Genomic DNA, 17,887 nt, shown 5'->3' with positions numbered 1-17,887 from the left:
ACCGGTTCACTTCATCAGTGCACCTGCAGTCTATACTCTGCCGACATCATTAACAGCCTTCTGCAGGCTGCTGTCATAAAACTGGATTACCTTCTGATTCGCTTCATAAGCCCGGTAGGCGGCATTCATATCCACCGTTACCTGAGTGGCATCCACATTAGAGTTCTCGAGATACCCTTGACGCACCTGCAAATTATCGGTTGCATTAGAGTAACGGATTTCAGCGGCCTCCGCATCATCGGCATGAAAAACGCCGTTCCCGTCACGTACCAGCTCCTGCGGCCTAGTAATTACACTGATCCCGATCCGGGTTCCTGAAGGCAGTCCGGTCGCATTGTTAATCAAGTTACCCTGCCCGTCCACTTTAAGGCTATCCTCAGGGCCTGTCAATCTCAGCGGATTACCGTTACTGTCCAATACGCTGAATCCCCCGGAGCTAAGCACCTCTCCAGTAGGTCCTACCGTAAAACTTCCGTTTCGTGTATATAAATTGTTACCTTCATTATCCTGTACTGTAAAGAAGGCCTGCGGACGGTAAGTTACCTCGCCGTCAGGACTAATGTATTTGCCTGAGCCGTCAAAAGCAAGATAAGCGCCCGCATTATCCGGGTCCTCTACCTGCAAATCGGTGGACAGCGCGAAATCTGCGTTTTTGCCGCTTTCGATAAGGTCACCCTGCAAATACTGGGAAACAGACTGTTCGGCAAAAACCCCTGTGTTAAGCCGGCCGACAGGCTTCGTAACGCCACCGCTCATCGCCGAGATCAGCACATCGGGAAATGCATGACTGACGCTGTCGACCTGCTTGTACCCCGTAGTATTCAAATTGGCAATGTTCTGTGTCGCTGTATCATGTCTGCGCTGCTGCGTTACCATTCCTGCAGCCGCCGTATATAATCCTCTTAGCATGAGGTCAGTCCCTTCCTGAATCTGCTGTTAACTTATTATCGGCAGACTAGAACTTTTTCTTAACAACCTTGTCCAAATGGTCAAGCATAATTCCCGTCCCCTTAACAACACAGTGCATCGGATCTTCGGCAACCCAGACCGGAACATGCAGCTGTTCAGAGAGCAGCTCGTCCAATCCGTTAAGGAGTGCACCGCCGCCGGTCAACACGACTCCGCGGTCAATAATATCTGCCGACAGCTCCGGCGGTGTACGCTCCAGCACCGACTTGGCCGCAGCCACAATAGCGGAAACCGGATCCCACAGCGCTTCCTTCACCTCACCGGATGTTATGGTCAGTGTCTGGGGAAGTCCGCTTACCATGTCACGTCCGCGTATATCCAGCTCAGCCTTCATGCCGCCCGGGCGGACGGACCCGATAGTAACCTTGATATCCTCAGCTGTACGTTCACCGATCAGGAGTTTATATTTCTGTTTGATATATCTTAAAATGGCCTCGTCGAACTTGTCCCCTGCGACCTTAATCGAAGAGGCGGTAACAACGTCGCCCATGGACAATACGGCTACATCCGTTGTTCCCCCGCCAATATCGACGACCATATTTCCGCTTGGCTGATAAATATCCATCCCTGCTCCGATTGCCGCAGCTTTGGGTTCTTCTTCCATGAAAACTTCCTTGGCTCCGCTGCGTTCCGCTGCTTCACGGATTGACTTCTGTTCGACGGACGTAATATTCGTAGGCGCGCAAATCAAAATACGGGGCCTTGAATACCAGGTCCGGCCCCCGACGCGGTCGATAAAATATTTCAGCATCATTTCTGTAATCGCAAAATCGGCAATGACTCCATCACGGAGCGGACGAATTGTAGTTATGTTTCCAGGTGTGCGCCCAACCATCCGGCGTGCCTGTTCACCAACCGCAAGGACTCTCTTCGTATCACTTTCAAGTGTGACCACGGAAGGTTCATCCAGAACGACTCCCCTTCCCTTGACATGAATGAGCACATTGGCCGTGCCGAGATCGATTCCGATATCCTTGCTAAGCATAATGAAAGAGCCCCCAAAGTGTTATTTTAAATGAGAATAGTTAGATAGTACCAAATTTAAAAATACCATACTTTAGGGGGTGTACACAATGTAGTAAAGCTGAATTATTACTTAAAATTCCGAAAATCTTATGGCTTTGATGCTACGGCTACCTCACGCTTTTTGCCTGTTGTTTTCTTATATTTGATTTTTGTGGCTTCTCCCCCCCGAAGATGACGGATTGATTTGTGATATTCGAGAATGTGCTTCACCTGATCGGCCAGATCCGGATTGATTTCCGGCAGCCGTTCGGTTAAATCTTTATGCACTGTGCTTTTTGAAACGCCAAATTCCTTGGCTATGGTCCGGACCGTGTGCCTGGTTTCCACGATGCAGCGTCCGATTTTGATCGTACGTTCCTTGATGTAATCGTGCACGCTCCCGCCTCCCAACTGTGGATAGTTTGGTACATTATATGAGGGGCGGGCCTATATATTCGCGCTTTCAAGACATGACAAGCTCCGGAAGGCCCATTTTATTTCTCGGACAACCTATTTATGTGCCGTTTGCAGTTCCATTCTCTAGATAGAACCTGCCCCGCCGTCCATTTCGGGTAGAAAAATAAAAAAACAGGAGGCTTTCGCCCCCTGCGGAAATTTCGGCTCAGCGCTGTGGAAGCAGATCCGAAGGATTCACAATCTTGCCGTCCTCGTGCACTTCAAAGTGCACATGGTTGCCGAGACCTTTCTCCAATTCGTTCTGTCCCGCTGTTGCCAGCGTATCGCCCTGCTTCACTTCATCGCCCTGCTTGACTTTGGTATCGCTGAGACTCTGGTAAACTGTCTTCAGATCACCCGGAGATGTAACCTCGATCACTTTACCGAGTACTGCCACATCTTCGACCCTGGTGACTTCACCGCTGAGAGCTGCCTTAACGTCAAACGTCTTGTTGTCCTCGCGGGCAATATCGATCCCGGTGTTGGTAATAAAGGTGTTATTGTACTGCACCATCGCCGCCACATGATTTTCTTCTGTGCCGTTTTCATCATAGTACGGTTTGACCACTTCGACTTCACTTGGGCTCGCTACCGGCCAAGCCAGGCTTTCTGCTGAAGCTACGACTTCCAGGGCTTCCGGATCACCGGTCAGGGCTCCGGTTTCATTCCCGGCAACACCTTCCTGTGAAACGACCGCGGCGGTGTCCGGATTCAGCGGCTTCTGGCCGGCATCCTGATAGACCCACACCAAGGTTAGTATAATTGCCGCTGCTGCCGTGTAGACTGCCGGGAATACCCACCGTTTGGATAACAGTCTGGTCCATGAAGAAGGCTTAGCGCCTGAATCTCCCTGCTTGTTTTTGAGAGATTCATCATGGTTTGTTTTGTTTTTGTCTTGTTCATTCATATGGTTATCACCTCAGTAACCAGTGTTACCGGGCGCTTCGCTTTTATACGTATCTTGCAAGTTATTTTTTCAGAAGAGTTGAGATTCCCGTAAAAGAGACCCCGCTGTAATAGTGTTTGAGAATCTGCGTGGCTGTACTTCCCTGCTTCGCCATACCGTTCGCCCCCCATTGGCTCATGCCGACACCATGGCCGTTTCCATAGGTTGTGATCAGCACCTTCCCGTCCTTCCGCTTCCAGGTGAACTGGCTCGAACGAAGTCCCAGCTTCTCTCTTACCTCCCGGCCTGTGAACACAGTCCCTCCGATAGAGATCTTCTTGATCCGGTGTCCTGCAGTCAGCGAGATCACTTCTGCGGGCAGTCCGGCCGAAGATGAAGAGACTTGCAAGGCCTTGCCTGAGGCCGCCAGATTCGCCGCAGCGGGAAGCTCCCTGGCCGTAAGCCCCAGCTTGCTGCGGAGCTCCGAATTGCTGAAGGTATAGGTGACCGCGAGGTTCGGGGTAATCTCCCGCTCCCAGGGGCTGGCTACACTGCGCAAATAGGGAACCTCAGCATTCCAGTAATCCTCGGAGTTCTCCGTATACCCTCCGCTGGAGGCAAAAAAGGATGCCGTAATCGGCTGCCCTTTATAGGTCATGATGATCCCGCGCGTCTCCAGGACCGCGCGGCGGAGCTTCGCCAGTCCGGCGCGCTTGCTGCCGGACGCAAAGTCCCGTTCCAGCACGGCCTGCGAGATGTAAGCCTGATGGCTTACCGTATCGCTCACAGCCGCTTCAGGAACGGGCACCCCGCTGTGGTCGCCGGCCAGCAGGCGGCGGGCAATGAATGTGCGGGCGGCAACGGCCTGGGCCTTGAGCGCTTCGAGCTCAAAGTCCGCCGGCATCTCCGCCGCCAGCACGCCGCTGACGTATTCCTCCAGCGGCAGGGTCTCGATTTGTCCGCTCTGCGACAAATAGACGGAGACCTCCGGCTGCGGCGCTTCCGCAGCAGCCGTTCCCGGCGGTGCCGGCGCGGCCGTGGCCTGCGGTACGGCCGGAGGTGCTGGCTGTTGTCCGCCTCCGCGCAGCGGGACAACAGCCAGCGGCAGCAGCAGCGCCGCCAGCAGCGGCGCTGCGAGCCAGGCGGCGGGGGCCAGCCGCCTGATCCGGGGCGCCCCGCGCCGCGCACGCGCTACACTGCGCGGGCGCTTCAGGATGCGCCGCAGCAATCTTAACTCTTTCATCTCTATGGCTCCTTCCATAAGCACCGGTGATTCTTATAGATATGAATTTCCGGCACCTGCTAGAACGTGATTCTGAGAGAAAGAGAGTTGCCCGGGAGCGCAGCAAAAAGGGACCAGCCGCTTATTCGCGGGCTGGTCCCTTTAGATTAAAATTTGCTATTATACCCAGGACGGCTGAATCTGAAAGCGCGGTTTGACCTCATCGCTCTTGAAGGATTCACTTCTTGCCGGTTCCGGCTTAAGTACTTCTTCCTTCACAGCTGCAGTTGCAGCCGCTGATTCTTCCATGGAAATACGCCATATGTCCGCACCAAGACCCGACAGCTTCTCGGCCAGATGCACATAACCACGGTCAATATGATGAGTTCCGCTAACCTCTGTAGTGCCTTCAGCCACCAGGCCCGCCAAAATAAGCGCAGCGCCTGCACGCAGATCCGTAGCACATACCTTGGCACCGACAAGACGGGCATTACCGGTAACGATGGCGGAACGGCCTTCAATCTTAATCTCAGCATTCATGTTATGGAATTCATCCACATGCATGAACCGGTTCTCAAAAACAGTCTCTGTAACTACAGAGGTACCTTCGGAACGCAGCAATAATGCCATCATCTGCGACTGCATATCGGTAGGGAACCCAGGGTAAGGCAACGTCTTGAGATCCACAGCCTTCAGCGGCTTGTCGCTGATGACACGGACACCGTTCTCGTCTGGAATAACCGTAACGCCCATCTCTTCCATCTTGGCAATAACCGGGCCCAGATGATCAGCAATAGCGCCTTCCACATATACATCGCCGCCCGTAATCGCTGCAGCTGCCATATAGGTTCCAGCCTCAATACGGTCCGGAATGACATGATGTCTTACCCCATGCATACGTTCAACACCTTCGATCCGGATCACTCCGGTGCCTGCACCGCGCACAATACCGCCCATGCCGTTCAGGTAGTTCGCAAGATCAACAATCTCCGGCTCTTTCGCGGCATTCTCGATTACAGTAATGCCTTCGGCAAGTGCCGCAGCCATCATTATATTTTCGGTTGCACCTACGCTGGCCACATCCAGATAAATCTTGGCTCCGCGCAGCCTTCCGTTACTTTTCGCATCAATGTAGCCCTGGCCCAGACTGATCTCGGCACCCAGTGCTTCAAACCCCTTCAAATGCTGGTCAATCGGCCGAGTCCCGATGGCACAACCGCCAGGCAAGGAAATACGTGTATGCCCCATACGGGACAAAAGTGGACCCATTACCAGGAAAGAAGCCCGCATTTTGCGCACCCATTCATAAGGCGCTTCGCAGGAAGTAATATTTGTGGCATCAACCTCAATGATATCGTTCTGGTATGTAATACCTGCACCCAGAGATTCCAGCACTTTGCTAATCGTGATTACATCGTCTAGCGGAGGTGCGTCCACAATGACGCTAACTCCTTCTTCTGCCAATAGAGAGGCGGCTATGATCGGTAGTACGGAATTTTTTGCGCCGCTAACTTTCACGCTCCCGGTCAATCTGTTGCCACCGCGGACGATAAATTTGCTCATTTCGGTTTCCCTCCGCGTCCATTATTTCTGAAATTAATTTGAGTTTGAAATTCGTCAGTTAAAATATTGAATATTCCGTCACTGCGCCTAATGTGCAGACGCATTCCTTAAACTTCAGTGTTGACATAATAAAACCTTATTATTCGACACTTTTTTCACTGCATTGGCCTATGACAGATATAACCAAACCAACCGTCATTAAAACATCCGGGCGATAAGTCCGCTCCAGCCCAGATAATCCAGCAGAAATCCGGCCACGAAATGGCCGAGGACAATGGCCAGCAGCAAATGCAGCAACCTGCCCTGAGGACTCTTGGGATATCTTATGACCAGATCGAGCTTTAGGTTCTGAAGTGCCCACCAGGATAATGCGACACAGACTAGAGAAACTACCATCGAAATTAAACTGCTGCTGCCGATCGCACTTGACAATTCAGCGGATAAGCTTGTGTTCATCATTAGCCCCCCGTGTAAGGTTACTCGGAAATCGACTCTTATATCATACTTGCGCAGGGGAAAAGAATCCAGTACTTTTACGAATTTTTAAACAATTGGCGTATTATCTGCCTAAGTGTTTACGATATGTTCATACTCTGCTAGATTCAGTTAAGCAAAAAAGCAGTCAAGCCCTGGGCTTGACCGCTTCTCTGCTACTGTTGTCCTTTTCCGGTCGAAACTTTGATCCGCGTTACAGCGCGCTGCAAGGCCAGCTCAGCACGGCGGTGATCAATTTCATCTTGCTTGCTTTGCAGCTTAAGACGGCGCTCAGCCCGTTCCTTAGCCGCTTCAGCGCGCTCCACATCAATATCTTTGGGCAGCTCAGCACTTTCAGCCAGCACCGTTACCTTATCTTTGTGCACTTCAACGAAACCGCCATGAACGGCGATAGACACCGTTACGCCGTCTGCTTTGACGCTAAGCGGAGCAACCTGAAGCGGAGTTACCAGCGGAATATGTCCCGGCAAAATGCCCAGTGCACCATTCACGCCACGTACCGTCAAGCTATTCACTTGCTTGGAGTAGACCAGATGCTCCGGAGTGACAATTTCGAGCAAAAAGGTATTCACTTCCATTCCTCCTCAAAGCTTTACAGAATAAAGCTCACTACCCGGCTCATGCCGAGATTACAACGTTTTGGCTTTTTCCACTGCTTCTTCAATCGTACCTACGAACAGGAACGCCACTTCCGGAAGATCGTCATGCTTGCCTTCCAGGATTTCTTTGAAGCTGCGTACTGTTTCTTTGATCGGCACGTATTTGCCTTTGAAGCCTGTGAACTGTTCAGCTACATGGAAAGGCTGGGACAGGAAGCGCTCAACCTTACGGGCGCGGGACACAATGACCTTATCCTCTTCACTCAGCTCATCCATACCCAGGATTGCAATGATATCCTGAAGCTCAGTATAACGCTGCAGCAGCTGCTTAACGCCTTGTGCCACGTTATAATGCTCTTCTCCGACGATTTCAGGTGCCAGCATACGCGAGCTTGAAGCCAGAGGGTCAACCGCAGGGAAAATCCCTTTTTCGGAGATTTTACGCTCAAGGTTGGTAGTCGCATCCAAGTGGGCAAACGCAGTAGCCGGTGCAGGGTCTGTATAGTCATCCGCAGGCACGTAGATCGCCTGGATTGAAGTAACAGAACCTTTCTTAGTGGACGTAATACGTTCCTGCAGCTGACCCATTTCTGTAGCCAGTGTAGGCTGGTAACCTACCGCAGAAGGCATACGGCCGAGAAGGGCCGATACTTCGGAACCCGCTTGGGTGAAGCGGAATATATTATCGATAAAGAGCAGCGTATCGCGGCCTTCAACATCACGGAAATATTCCGCCATGGTCAGACCGGTCAGAGCTACGCGCAGACGCGCGCCCGGCGGCTCATTCATTTGTCCGAATACCATCGCCGTTTTCTTGATAACGCCGGAATCCGTCATTTCATGATACAGGTCATTACCTTCACGGGTACGCTCGCCAACACCTGCGAATACGGAGATACCGCCGTGTTCCTGTGCGATGTTGTTGATCAGTTCCTGGATGGTTACAGTTTTACCTACGCCGGCACCGCCGAACAGGCCGATCTTACCGCCCTTGGCGTAAGGGGCAAGCAAGTCGATAACCTTAATGCCGGTTTCCAGAACTTCTGCCTGAGTGGACAATTCATCGAATGTAGGAGCCAGACGGTGAATCGGGTTTCTTGCAGCTACCACTTCAGCACCGTTATCGATTGGATTACCAAGCACGTTAAATACGCGGCCGAGTGTTGCTTCACCAACAGGAACCGAGATCGGTCCTCCCTGGTCAATGGCATCAATACCGCGTACCAGTCCATCTGTGGAAGACATGGCGATACAACGCACCAGGTTATCTCCAAGATGATTGGAAACTTCAAGAGTCAGATCCATGTTACGGCCATCGCTCAGAGTCCCAACAATTTTGATAGCGTTGAATATCTCGGGCAGCTGGCCGCGTTCAAATTCAATATCGACAACCGGACCCATAATGCTCACAACGCGTCCTTTGTTCATCTTCATTTCCCTCCTCGAAAGCTGTTACATATGTAGAAACGGTCCATTACCCTTTACAGGCATCATCCGTTTCTGCGGATAAATACAAGGCAGGGCCAAGCCCGGAGGCATGGACCCACTCATATTAAGACTGCGCGTTCGCACCAGCCACGATCTCGGTAATTTCCTGCGTAATTGCCGCCTGACGGGCGCGGTTGTACGTAAGTCTTAGTTCTCCGATCATTTTTGACGCGTTCTTCGTTGCACTGCCCATAGCTGTCATCTTAGCTCCCAGCTCACTGGCCTTGCCGTTCAGAAGAGCACCGTAGATTAAAGTTTCGGCGTATTTAGGAAGCAGAACTTCCAGCACGCCTTCAGGAGAAGGTTCGTATTCATAGGCAGCTGTCGCTCCGTGATGCTCGCCTTTTCCTACACCATCCATAGGCAGAAGTCTGTCTACAGTCGGAACCTGGCTGATCGCATTGATAAACTGGTTGTAGCAAATGTACAGCTCATCGTAGACGCCTGTCTCAAACTGGTTTACCGCCGAATAAGCAATCGACTTGATGTCAGCAAACTTCGGGGTATCGGACAGCTCGGTGATTTCCTCTACAATGGGGTACTCACGGCGGCGCAAAAAGTCACGGCCCTTGCGGCCGATAACAAACAGCGCATACTCATCCTTGGACTTATGCCGCTCTGCGATCAGCATCGTTACTTTACGCAGAATGTTGGCATTGTAGCCACCCGCAAGACCTCTATCTGAGGTGATGATCAAATACCCTGTTTTTTTGACAGGCCGGCTGACCAGCATCGGATGCTGAACATCCTGCGTACCGGCAGCAATACTCGAGACCACCTCTTTAAGCTTCTCTGAGTAAGGACGCGCAGCTTCCGCTTTCTCCTGCGCTTTGCGCAGCTTGGAGGCGGCGACCATCTCCATCGCTTTGGTGATCTGTCTGGTGTTCTGAACGCTCTTAATTTGACGTTTAATATCGCGCATGCTTCTTGCCATGATTTCACCACCTTAGAGCTTTGGCGTAGCCAAAGCTAACATCGTAAGCATAAGCTGAGCTTTGGCACAGCCAAAGCTGACTTCGTAAGCATAACTGAGCAAACTCTATATATTAGCTTGTAGCAAAGCCTCTTTTGAATTTCTCGATCGTTTCTTTGAGCGCTGCCTCGTTGTCTGCTGTCAGATCCTTGGTATCCGTAATGGATTGCAGGATTTCAGTTGCACTGCTGTCGATATACGCCAGGAATTCCTTCTCAAAACGCTTCACGTCTTTGACAGGAATATCATCCAGGTGTCCTTTGACAGCGGTGTACAGACTGAGCACTTGGTGCTCAACATTAAGCGGCTGGTTTACGCCTTGTTTCAGAATCTCCATCATACGTGCACCGCGGTTCAAACGGGCTTGCGTAGATTTATCCAGATCGGAACCGAACTGGGAGAAGGCCTGAAGCTCACGGTATTGAGCCAAATCCAGACGCAGGGAACCGGCAACCTTCTTCATGGCTTTGATCTGCGCGGAACCCCCTACACGGGATACGGAGATACCGACGTTGATCGCCGGACGCTGACCGGAGTTGAACAGATCGGATTCAAGGAAGATTTGACCATCGGTAATCGAGATTACGTTCGTAGGAATGTAAGCCGATACGTCAGAAGCCTGTGTTTCGATGAAAGGAAGGGCGGTTAATGAACCTCCACCAAGCGCATCACTGAGCTTAGCCGCACGTTCCAGCAGACGGGAGTGCAAGTAGAATACGTCACCCGGGAATGCTTCACGGCCCGGTGGACGGCGGAGCAGCAAGGACAATTCGCGGTAAGCCGAAGCCTGCTTCGAAAGGTCATCATAAATAACAAGAACATGCTCGCCTTTATACATAAAGTATTCGCCCATTGCGCAGCCTGCGTATGGAGCAATATAGAGCAGCGGAGAAGGCTCGGAAGCCGACGCGGTTACAACAATAGTATATTCCAGCGCGCCGTGACGGCGGAGGGTTTCTACTACCTGTGCTACTGTAGATTGTTTTTGACCAATTGCAACATAGATACATTTCATGCCGTTGCCTTTTTGGTTGATGATCGCATCAATGGCGATCGCGGTCTTACCGGTTTGACGGTCACCAATGATCAGTTCGCGTTGTCCGCGGCCGATTGGTACCATGGCATCGATCGCTTTCAGACCTGTCTGCATCGGTTCATGAACCGATTTACGGTCGATAACGCCTGGTGCATTATGTTCTACAGGACGGAATTCAGTCGTTGCAATTGGACCTTTGCCGTCAAGCGGCTGACCCAGTGCATTAACTACACGGCCCAGCATGGCTTCCCCAACCGGAACCTGCATAATTTGTCCTGTACGTTTGACTTGATCGCCTTCACGAATGGCTGTATATTCACCCAGGATAACAACACCGACGTTGCTTTCTTCCAGGTTAAGCGCCATGCCTACTACACCGTTGGAGAACTCCAGCAGTTCCCCTGCCATTGCGTTTTCCAGACCGTAGACACGGGCGATACCGTCTCCGACTTGAATGACGGTGCCAATTTCGGCCACTTCGATATCGGCTTTATATTGCTCAATTTGATTTTTGATCAAAGTGCTGATCTCTTCAGGTCTGATGCCCAATATCCTCACCCCTATCTTCTTTGCTTATCATTAAAAGATTTCTCAAGACGCTCCAGCTTGCCGGATAGACTGCCGTCATACAGCGTATCGCCGATGATAACCTTCAGTCCGCCTAGCAGGCTCTTATCCACCACATTGGTAACACGAATCTTGCGGTTTGTAAGCTGGCTGAACTCTGCCGCTACACTATCCTGTTCCTCTTGATTCAGAGAATAGGCGGAGTAGACAGTAGCATCGCCAATGCCAAGGGCGTCCCCTTCTATCTTGACGTACGTGGCCAGCAGTTCTGCGAAAATATCGGTTCTGCCCCGCTCTACCAGCAGTTCTACCATGTTCATTACCGCTTCCGAGACTTTACCTTTAAGCGCCCCGCGCAGCACATTCAGCTTGTCGGATTGCGAGATGCGCGGTGCCAGAATAAACTGTTTCACCTCTGCATCATAATGAAGCACTTCGACTACTAACCTAAGCTGGGCTTCCACTTCAAGTGTAATGCCTTCATCCACTGCTGCACTGTACAAGGCTTTGGCATAGCGTTTGGCAACTACCGTTTCGCGGCTCATGGTCGGCCTCCTACCTCTTTGAGGTATTGATCAACGAGTTGTTCCTGTTCGCCGTCAGCCTTAACTTCTTTTTCAAGCAGCTTGGATGCAATGCGGACCGATGCTGTACCCAGCTCGCTGCGCAAAGCTTCCACAGCCTTGTTCTTCTCGCTCTCAATATCACGGACCGCTTCGTCCTTAAGGCGGGTAGCTTCAGCTTTAGCCTGATCCAGAAGCTTGTCAACCTGATTGTTGCTTGTAACCTGGGACTGCTGAATGATAGCCTGCGCCTCTTGGCGTGCCTGCTGCAGAGCCTGCTTCTGTTCTTCTACGTAAGCGACCGCCTGTTCTCTGGTCTTGGCTGCTTCATCCATTTGCTGCAGCACCATTTCGCGGCGCTTCTCCATAATTCCGAACAGCTTGCTGAATGCAAATTTGCTGAGCAGGAAATACAGGATCCCAAAGGCGATAATGGAAAACAATATATTTGTCCAAACGATAGTCACTGAGGTCACTCCTTTCCGTTACCGCGGCATGCGGACATATACAAAAGTAAGGCGCGGATGGCACTTGCCCTCCCCGCCAAACCGTAAAAACGGTTTATTAAGTAAACATGATCAGGAATGCGATAACTGTAGCGGCCAAAGGAATAACTTCCACGATACCTACACCGATAAACATTGTTGTCTGCAGTGCGTTACGTGCTTCCGGTTGACGAGCGATGGACTCAACTGTTTTGCTGACGATCATACCGTTACCAAGACCTGCACCGAGTGCGCCTAAACCAACCGCGATTGCTGCTGCCAAAAATTCCATTTGTAAATATCCTCCTTTAATTTCGGTTCTTTTTGTAATGACTTAATGATATAAAAATCTCCCGCGAAGAGTATTCCGGCGGCTGCCGCTATCCTCACGGCAGTTCATTAATGTGCTTCTTCCTCGTGGATCGTCATCTGCGCGATGTACACCATCGTCAGAATCGTAAAGATAAACGCCTGAAGCGCACCAACAAAGATACTGAAGCCCTGCCAGACTGCCAGGAACGGGATACTGAATATCCCCAGCTTCAGAATTACGGTGATCAGAACCTCGCCGGCAAAAATATTAGCAAATAGACGAATGGCAAGCGCCACCGGCTTCGCCAGGTTCTCAATGATGTTAAGCGGCAAGAAGATCGGGAACGGCTCAATATAGTGTTTGAAATAATGTTTGCCATTCAGCTTGATTCCCAAATAGTTCATTAGTACAAACACGACAATCGCCAGCCCGGCGGTTACATTGATATCTGCAGTCGGCGATTTATACCACAGAATCTCTACATGCTCGCCATGTGTCAGGTTTTTGGTTGCTTCGATAACATGTCCAAAAATGTGAACCGGCTCATGGGCTTCTGTAATGAAGGAAAACGGCAGACCAAGGAGATTGGAGACGAAGATAAACAATATCAGCGTCAATCCCAGTGATATGTAAGGCTTCCCTTTCTTCAAATCCATGGCGCTGCTGATCAGTCCCTGTACAAATTCAACGACCCACTCCATGAAATTCTGAAGCTTTGATGGGTTCTCAACAGACAGGTTGCGGACGGACAGCATGACCAGAGCGAACACGATCACCGAACTGATCACCAGCATCAGTACCGCTGACAAGTCAATCGGTATTCCGCCAACATAGATTAAAGGCATTTCGTGCATAGTATCATCCCCCTTTCTCTTTAATATGGCTACAGCTTATTCTTGATTCCTAAATATATCCCCACGGGAATAGATAGAAGCTGGGGGATGAACAGGCCGGCAATCGTTGCCTCCAGCGAGAAATGCTCGATTTTGACCGAAAACATGGTGACCAGAATAGCGAAACTGATTCTTGTAGCGAAACCAAGGCTGAAAGAACTTTTCTGTTTATCCGCAACCGCCTGTGTCACCCTTCTTACTTTGAGGGCAAGATAACGAAAGTTAACGAGTCCTGCCAGCAAGCCCAGCGACATGCCCAGAGTAACTGCACGGGTCTCATGATGAAGAGCCCATCCCATTAACAGGCCTGCCATAATGATTACTGTCACCCTGGTAACGGTATTGATTACGGGAGTCATATTATCCATTTTGCTCCCCCAGAAATTTTTTGATTAGCAAAGCAACATTCACAACCCCGAGAACCATCCCGGCAATTGTTCCGATGGCCAGCCAAAGCTTAGGTCCGTCCATCAGGTTCTGCAGCCACCTTGCCACAAAAAAACCTATAACAATGTAAGCGGCAAGCAAGCTGCCTGCACCCCCGAGAACCAAAGCAATACGTCCCAGGCCGGCCTCGTTCTTTCGTTCCTTCATAGGCTACAATCCCAACTAATTTTACTGAATATCCAGACTCTTTGTCAATTCACCGAAAATTGCTCAAAAGTGCTTGAAAACATGAAAATAATCACAGCAAAACATACCAAAACCATATAAACCGTACAGTTTCACTGTATGCTGCTTTTATTTACTTTAGTATATTAGTTGTCGTGCCATCATTTATTATTTGTGAACATTCTGTGAAACTCTTCCGGACGTTCTTTAACAGCTCCGAAATGGTGCAAAATCGCATTGACAATTCTCTCGGAGGCTTTGCCGTCTCCATACGGGTTGGCGGCCCGGCTCATGGACTGATACAGATTCTGATCGGTCAATAGAGCATGTGTCCGTTGATACACCTTCTCCTCGTCCGTCCCCACAAGCTCCAATGTTCCGGCCTCGATCCCTTCCGGGCGCTCGGTTGTATCACGCAGCACAAGCACGGGAACTCCAAAGGAGGGAGCTTCCTCCTGCAGGCCGCCGGAATCGGTCAATATCAGGTGGGTATGCGGATAAAAATTATGCAGGTCAACGACATCCAGCGGATCAATCAGCTTAATTCTAGGGTGTCCGCCGAGGATCTCATGCGCCGGTTCCTTCACTGCAGGACTCGGGTGCACAGGATACACAATGGCTACATCTTCAAATTCATCAGCGATTCTTTTGACAGCACGGAAAATATGACGGTGCGGTTCGCCTTGGGATTCTCTGCGGTGCGCCGTCATCAAAATAAGTCTTTTTCCTGAAGCAAAATCCAGTACAGGATGCCGGTAGTCCGGCTGTACGGTATATTGAAACACATCAGTTACAGTGTTGCCTGTGATATAAATACTTGATTCTTTTTTGTTCTCGTGTCTCAGGTTGCCGGCTGACCAATCGGTCGGGGCAAAGTGCAGATCGGCAAGCACGCCGGTCAGCTGACGGTTCATTTCCTCCGGATAAGGCGAAAGCTTGTTCCATGTCCGAAGACCTGCTTCCACATGCCCAACCTGAATTTGCTGCAGGAAAGAGGCATAGCTGGCCAGGAAAGTGGTCAGTGTATCCCCGTGTACAAGCACCAGATCAGGCTTGACCTCGCGAAGCACTGGCTCTAGTCCTTCAAGCACCCGGATAGTAATCTCATTAAGGGTCTGCCGGTCCTTCATTACGTCCAGATCATAATCCGGCGTAATTTTGAATACCTCCAGCACCTGATCAAGCAGTTCACGGTGCTGGGCAGTTACACAGACAATGGATTCAATCTGCTCAGGGTGCCTGTTCAGTTCCAGAACCAGAGGCGCCATCTTGATCGCCTCGGGGCGCACTCCGAAAATCGTCATTACTTTAATTTTGGACATAACCCCTACCCTCTCTTCTGAAGACTACAGAAATTGTGTTTGTTCTATTAATACCTCAAGGGTATTATTACTTGGTTCCATACAGTCTGTCGCCGGCATCTCCGAGGCCTGGGACAATATAACCATGCTCATTCAGATGATCATCAAGTGCGGCTACATAGATGTCCACATCCGGATGTGCAGCCTGAACCGCAGCGACGCCTTCAGGAGCAGCAATCAGGTTCATCATCTTGATCTGGGTGCATCCGCGGTTCTTAAGCGAGGTAATGGCCGCAATGGCTGAACCGCCTGTAGCCAGCATCGGATCGATTACGATCAGCTCGCGTTCCTGTACATCTGTAGGAAGCTTAATGTAGTATTCAACCGGCTGCAGTGTTTCCGGATCACGGAATAGCCCGACATGTCCTACCTTCGCCGCCGGAAGCAGCTTCAGGACACCTTCCAGCATACCAAGACCGGCGCGCAGAATCGGAATTAGTCCCAGCATTCTTCCTGAGATCACTTTGCTCTGCGTTTCAGCCACCGGCGTCTGCACCGTAATGGTCTCAAGCGGAATATCACGTGTAATCTCATAGGCCATAAGTGTTGCTACTTCATCGACATGCTCTCTGAATTCTTTCGTGTTGGTCCGCACATCGCGAATAAATGTTAGTTTGTGCTGAATCAATGGATGATCGCAAATCACCAATTTTCCCATTTTGTCCCTCCGGTAATTGTAAGTCTTATTTATAGCCAGAGTAAGCGCTTTGCTTCCCGCGTGGCTAAATCTTGTCTATTATATCATCACCAAGGCCGCTTTTCACCTACAGAAGGGGAAAACCGCCTGCAAAGGCAGTCTCCGCAAATTTCATAGCTGCACGGAAAGTTTAGGAAATTCCCCCAAGCCTCTGGATATAAAACAAAACTTAGTTTGTGCCATTAGGCACTTTTAATACTATTCACATTTCTTTCACTACTTTTATTGAAAATTCCATGAACTTTCATGATTATTACATGATAATTCATACCATTTTCTTCCTATAAATTGTGAACATTATGCAACAGAAACTGGATGTAACAGACAGGAAGCCATACATATCAAAAAAAGCCTTTGCGGAATCCGGTGGAACCGGACCCGCAAAGGCAGAATAAGCAGCGTAATATTAGTACTGCAAACCAGGATAGATCGGATACTTTTCAGTAAGCTCGGCCACCTCACGTGCAGCCTGGGTCAAATTAGCGTCATCTTTCGGATTCTTCAGCACATTGGCAATAATCCGGCCGATCGTTACCATAGCCGGCTCGTCCATACCGCGTGATGTAACAGCAGGTGTACCGATCCGGATACCGCTTGTTACAAACGGACTGGTAGGATCGAACGGAATCGCATTCTTGTTGACTGTAATTCCGATGGAATCAAGCACCTTCTCCGCATCCTTGCCGGTAATGCTCAGATTACGGGTATCCAGCAACATCAGGTGGTTATCCGTACCGCCGGAAACAATATTAACGCCTTCGCCGATCAGCGTATCTGCCAGAACCTTGGCATTCTTCACTACATTCTCGGCGTAGGTCTTGAACGATGGCTGCAATGCTTCACCGAATGAAACGGCTTTGGACGCAATGACATGCATGAGCGGTCCGCCTTGGGAACCCGGGAAGACCGCTTTATCAATAGCAGCAGCCCATGGCTGTCTGCACAGAATCATCCCTCCGCGTGGACCGCGCAAGGTTTTGTGCGTAGTTGTTGTAACGAAATGGGCATGAGGAACCGGACTCGGGTGAACACCGGCTGCAACCAATCCGGCAATGTGGGCCATATCGACCATAAATAGAGCACCCACATCATTTGCAATGGAAGCGAGAGCGGCAAAATCGATAGTCCGCGGATACGCACTGGCTCCGGCTACGATCATTTTGGGGCGGTGTTTGAAGGCAGCTTTACGCACTTCGTCATAATCAATCAGGAAAGTATCCTCCTGTACGCCATAAGCCACAAAGTTATACAGGATACCGGAAGCATTAACCGGGCTGCCGTGGGTCAAATGGCCGCCATGCGCCAGATTCATACCCAGTACGGTATCGCCAGGATTAAGCGCGGCAAGGTAAACGGCCATATTGGCCTGTGCACCGGAATGCGGCTGCACATTGACATGCTCGGCACCAAACAGCTGCTTGGCACGGTCACGGGCCAAGTTCTCCACGATATCCACATCTTCACAGCCGCCATAATAACGTTTGCCGGGATAACCTTCGGCGTATTTGTTCGTAAGCACGGAGCCCATGGCTTCCATTACGGCTTCGCTTACAATATTCTCTGAAGCAATGAGTTCAATGTTTGCACGCTGACGGCTCAGTTCCAAGCCCATCGCTTCCAGTACTGCCGGGTCACTCTTACGTAGTTGTTCCATGTTTCTTATTTCCTCCCTGTTACTCTAATTTATGTGGTGTTAAGACGATA

The 17,887-nt window shown here is 50.5% G+C and carries 20 protein-coding genes; all 20 read right to left on the bottom strand.

What is annotated here, in order from left to right:
* Positions 1 to 30 precede the first annotated feature (30 nt).
* A complete protein-coding gene (locus MHI42_RS22890; protein ID WP_039303734.1) occupies positions 31 to 909 on the bottom strand; it encodes a flagellar hook-basal body protein in 879 nt (292 codons plus the stop codon).
* A gap of 46 nt (positions 910 to 955) precedes the next feature.
* Complete coding sequence (locus tag MHI42_RS22885) at positions 956 to 1,954, bottom strand: rod shape-determining protein (protein ID WP_042140244.1); 999 nt, start codon at positions 1,952 to 1,954, stop codon at positions 956 to 958.
* Between the two features lie 128 nt (positions 1,955 to 2,082).
* Positions 2,083 to 2,370 carry a sporulation transcriptional regulator SpoIIID gene (spoIIID, locus tag MHI42_RS22880; protein WP_019915029.1) on the bottom strand — a complete coding sequence of 96 codons (288 nt, stop codon included), beginning with the start codon at positions 2,368 to 2,370 and terminating at the stop codon, positions 2,083 to 2,085.
* Positions 2,371 to 2,596: 226 nt separating this feature from the next.
* Positions 2,597 to 3,337, bottom strand: coding sequence for a M23 family metallopeptidase (locus MHI42_RS22875; protein WP_342420747.1), 741 nt, complete (start codon positions 3,335 to 3,337; stop codon positions 2,597 to 2,599).
* 61 nt (positions 3,338 to 3,398) lie between these two features.
* Entirely contained in the window at positions 3,399 to 4,559 is a 1,161-nt protein-coding gene (gene spoIID / locus MHI42_RS22870) for a stage II sporulation protein D (protein ID WP_342420746.1), read from the bottom strand.
* 159 nt (positions 4,560 to 4,718) lie between these two features.
* Positions 4,719 to 6,101, bottom strand: a complete 1,383-nt coding sequence (gene murA, locus MHI42_RS22865) for a UDP-N-acetylglucosamine 1-carboxyvinyltransferase (protein WP_171717174.1) — start codon at positions 6,099 to 6,101, stop codon at positions 4,719 to 4,721.
* 198 nt (positions 6,102 to 6,299) lie between these two features.
* Positions 6,300 to 6,557 (bottom strand): DUF1146 family protein, encoded by a 258-nt coding sequence (locus MHI42_RS22860; RefSeq protein ID WP_039309319.1) that lies wholly within the window; start codon positions 6,555 to 6,557, stop codon positions 6,300 to 6,302.
* 194 nt (positions 6,558 to 6,751) lie between these two features.
* Positions 6,752 to 7,168: a F0F1 ATP synthase subunit epsilon gene (locus MHI42_RS22855; RefSeq protein WP_039309326.1), complete on the bottom strand. Its 417-nt coding sequence runs from the start codon at positions 7,166 to 7,168 to the stop codon at positions 6,752 to 6,754.
* 57 nt (positions 7,169 to 7,225) lie between these two features.
* Positions 7,226 to 8,623 (bottom strand): F0F1 ATP synthase subunit beta, encoded by a 1,398-nt coding sequence (gene atpD / locus MHI42_RS22850; RefSeq protein ID WP_039309318.1) that lies wholly within the window; start codon positions 8,621 to 8,623, stop codon positions 7,226 to 7,228.
* A gap of 124 nt (positions 8,624 to 8,747) precedes the next feature.
* Positions 8,748 to 9,617 carry an ATP synthase F1 subunit gamma gene (atpG, locus tag MHI42_RS22845; protein ID WP_039309316.1) on the bottom strand — a complete coding sequence of 290 codons (870 nt, stop codon included), beginning with the start codon at positions 9,615 to 9,617 and terminating at the stop codon, positions 8,748 to 8,750.
* A 112-nt stretch (positions 9,618 to 9,729) separates the two neighbouring features.
* The gene (gene atpA / locus MHI42_RS22840) at positions 9,730 to 11,241 is read right to left on the bottom strand and encodes a F0F1 ATP synthase subunit alpha (protein ID WP_042140249.1); all 1,512 of its coding nucleotides are present in this window, start codon (positions 11,239 to 11,241) and stop codon (positions 9,730 to 9,732) included.
* Positions 11,242 to 11,252: 11 nt separating this feature from the next.
* Complete coding sequence (locus tag MHI42_RS22835) at positions 11,253 to 11,804, bottom strand: F0F1 ATP synthase subunit delta (protein ID WP_342420745.1); 552 nt, start codon at positions 11,802 to 11,804, stop codon at positions 11,253 to 11,255.
* Positions 11,801 to 12,289: a F0F1 ATP synthase subunit B gene (gene atpF, locus MHI42_RS22830; protein ID WP_039309309.1), complete on the bottom strand. Its 489-nt coding sequence runs from the start codon at positions 12,287 to 12,289 to the stop codon at positions 11,801 to 11,803. The genes MHI42_RS22835 and atpF overlap by 4 nt, the downstream gene beginning before the upstream one ends.
* Positions 12,290 to 12,386: 97 nt before the next feature.
* Positions 12,387 to 12,599, bottom strand: coding sequence for a F0F1 ATP synthase subunit C (atpE, locus tag MHI42_RS22825; protein ID WP_036699216.1), 213 nt, complete (start codon positions 12,597 to 12,599; stop codon positions 12,387 to 12,389).
* Between the two features lie 107 nt (positions 12,600 to 12,706).
* The gene (atpB, locus tag MHI42_RS22820; RefSeq protein ID WP_171717175.1) at positions 12,707 to 13,474 is read right to left on the bottom strand and encodes a F0F1 ATP synthase subunit A; all 768 of its coding nucleotides are present in this window, start codon (positions 13,472 to 13,474) and stop codon (positions 12,707 to 12,709) included.
* 29 nt (positions 13,475 to 13,503) lie between these two features.
* Positions 13,504 to 13,881 carry an ATP synthase subunit I gene (locus tag MHI42_RS22815; protein WP_042140253.1) on the bottom strand — a complete coding sequence of 126 codons (378 nt, stop codon included), beginning with the start codon at positions 13,879 to 13,881 and terminating at the stop codon, positions 13,504 to 13,506.
* Positions 13,874 to 14,107 carry an AtpZ/AtpI family protein gene (locus tag MHI42_RS22810; protein ID WP_342420744.1) on the bottom strand — a complete coding sequence of 78 codons (234 nt, stop codon included), beginning with the start codon at positions 14,105 to 14,107 and terminating at the stop codon, positions 13,874 to 13,876. Before MHI42_RS22810 ends, MHI42_RS22815 begins: the two co-directional genes overlap by 8 nt.
* Positions 14,108 to 14,286: 179 nt before the next feature.
* A complete protein-coding gene (wecB, locus tag MHI42_RS22805; RefSeq protein ID WP_039309304.1) occupies positions 14,287 to 15,447 on the bottom strand; it encodes a UDP-N-acetylglucosamine 2-epimerase (non-hydrolyzing) in 1,161 nt (386 codons plus the stop codon).
* Between the two features lie 67 nt (positions 15,448 to 15,514).
* Positions 15,515 to 16,144 carry a uracil phosphoribosyltransferase gene (upp, locus tag MHI42_RS22800; protein ID WP_020426095.1) on the bottom strand — a complete coding sequence of 210 codons (630 nt, stop codon included), beginning with the start codon at positions 16,142 to 16,144 and terminating at the stop codon, positions 15,515 to 15,517.
* 445 nt (positions 16,145 to 16,589) lie between these two features.
* Positions 16,590 to 17,837, bottom strand: coding sequence for a serine hydroxymethyltransferase (gene glyA, locus MHI42_RS22795; protein WP_342420743.1), 1,248 nt, complete (start codon positions 17,835 to 17,837; stop codon positions 16,590 to 16,592).
* Positions 17,838 to 17,887 lie beyond the last annotated feature (50 nt).

It is taken from the genome of Paenibacillus sp. FSL E2-0178, from assembly GCF_038593005.1.
GTDB lineage: Bacteria > Bacillota > Bacilli > Paenibacillales > Paenibacillaceae > Paenibacillus_AQ > Paenibacillus_AQ phytohabitans.
Note: the sequence above shows the minus strand (reverse complement) of the source record. Positions and strands in the feature narration are given on the sequence as shown.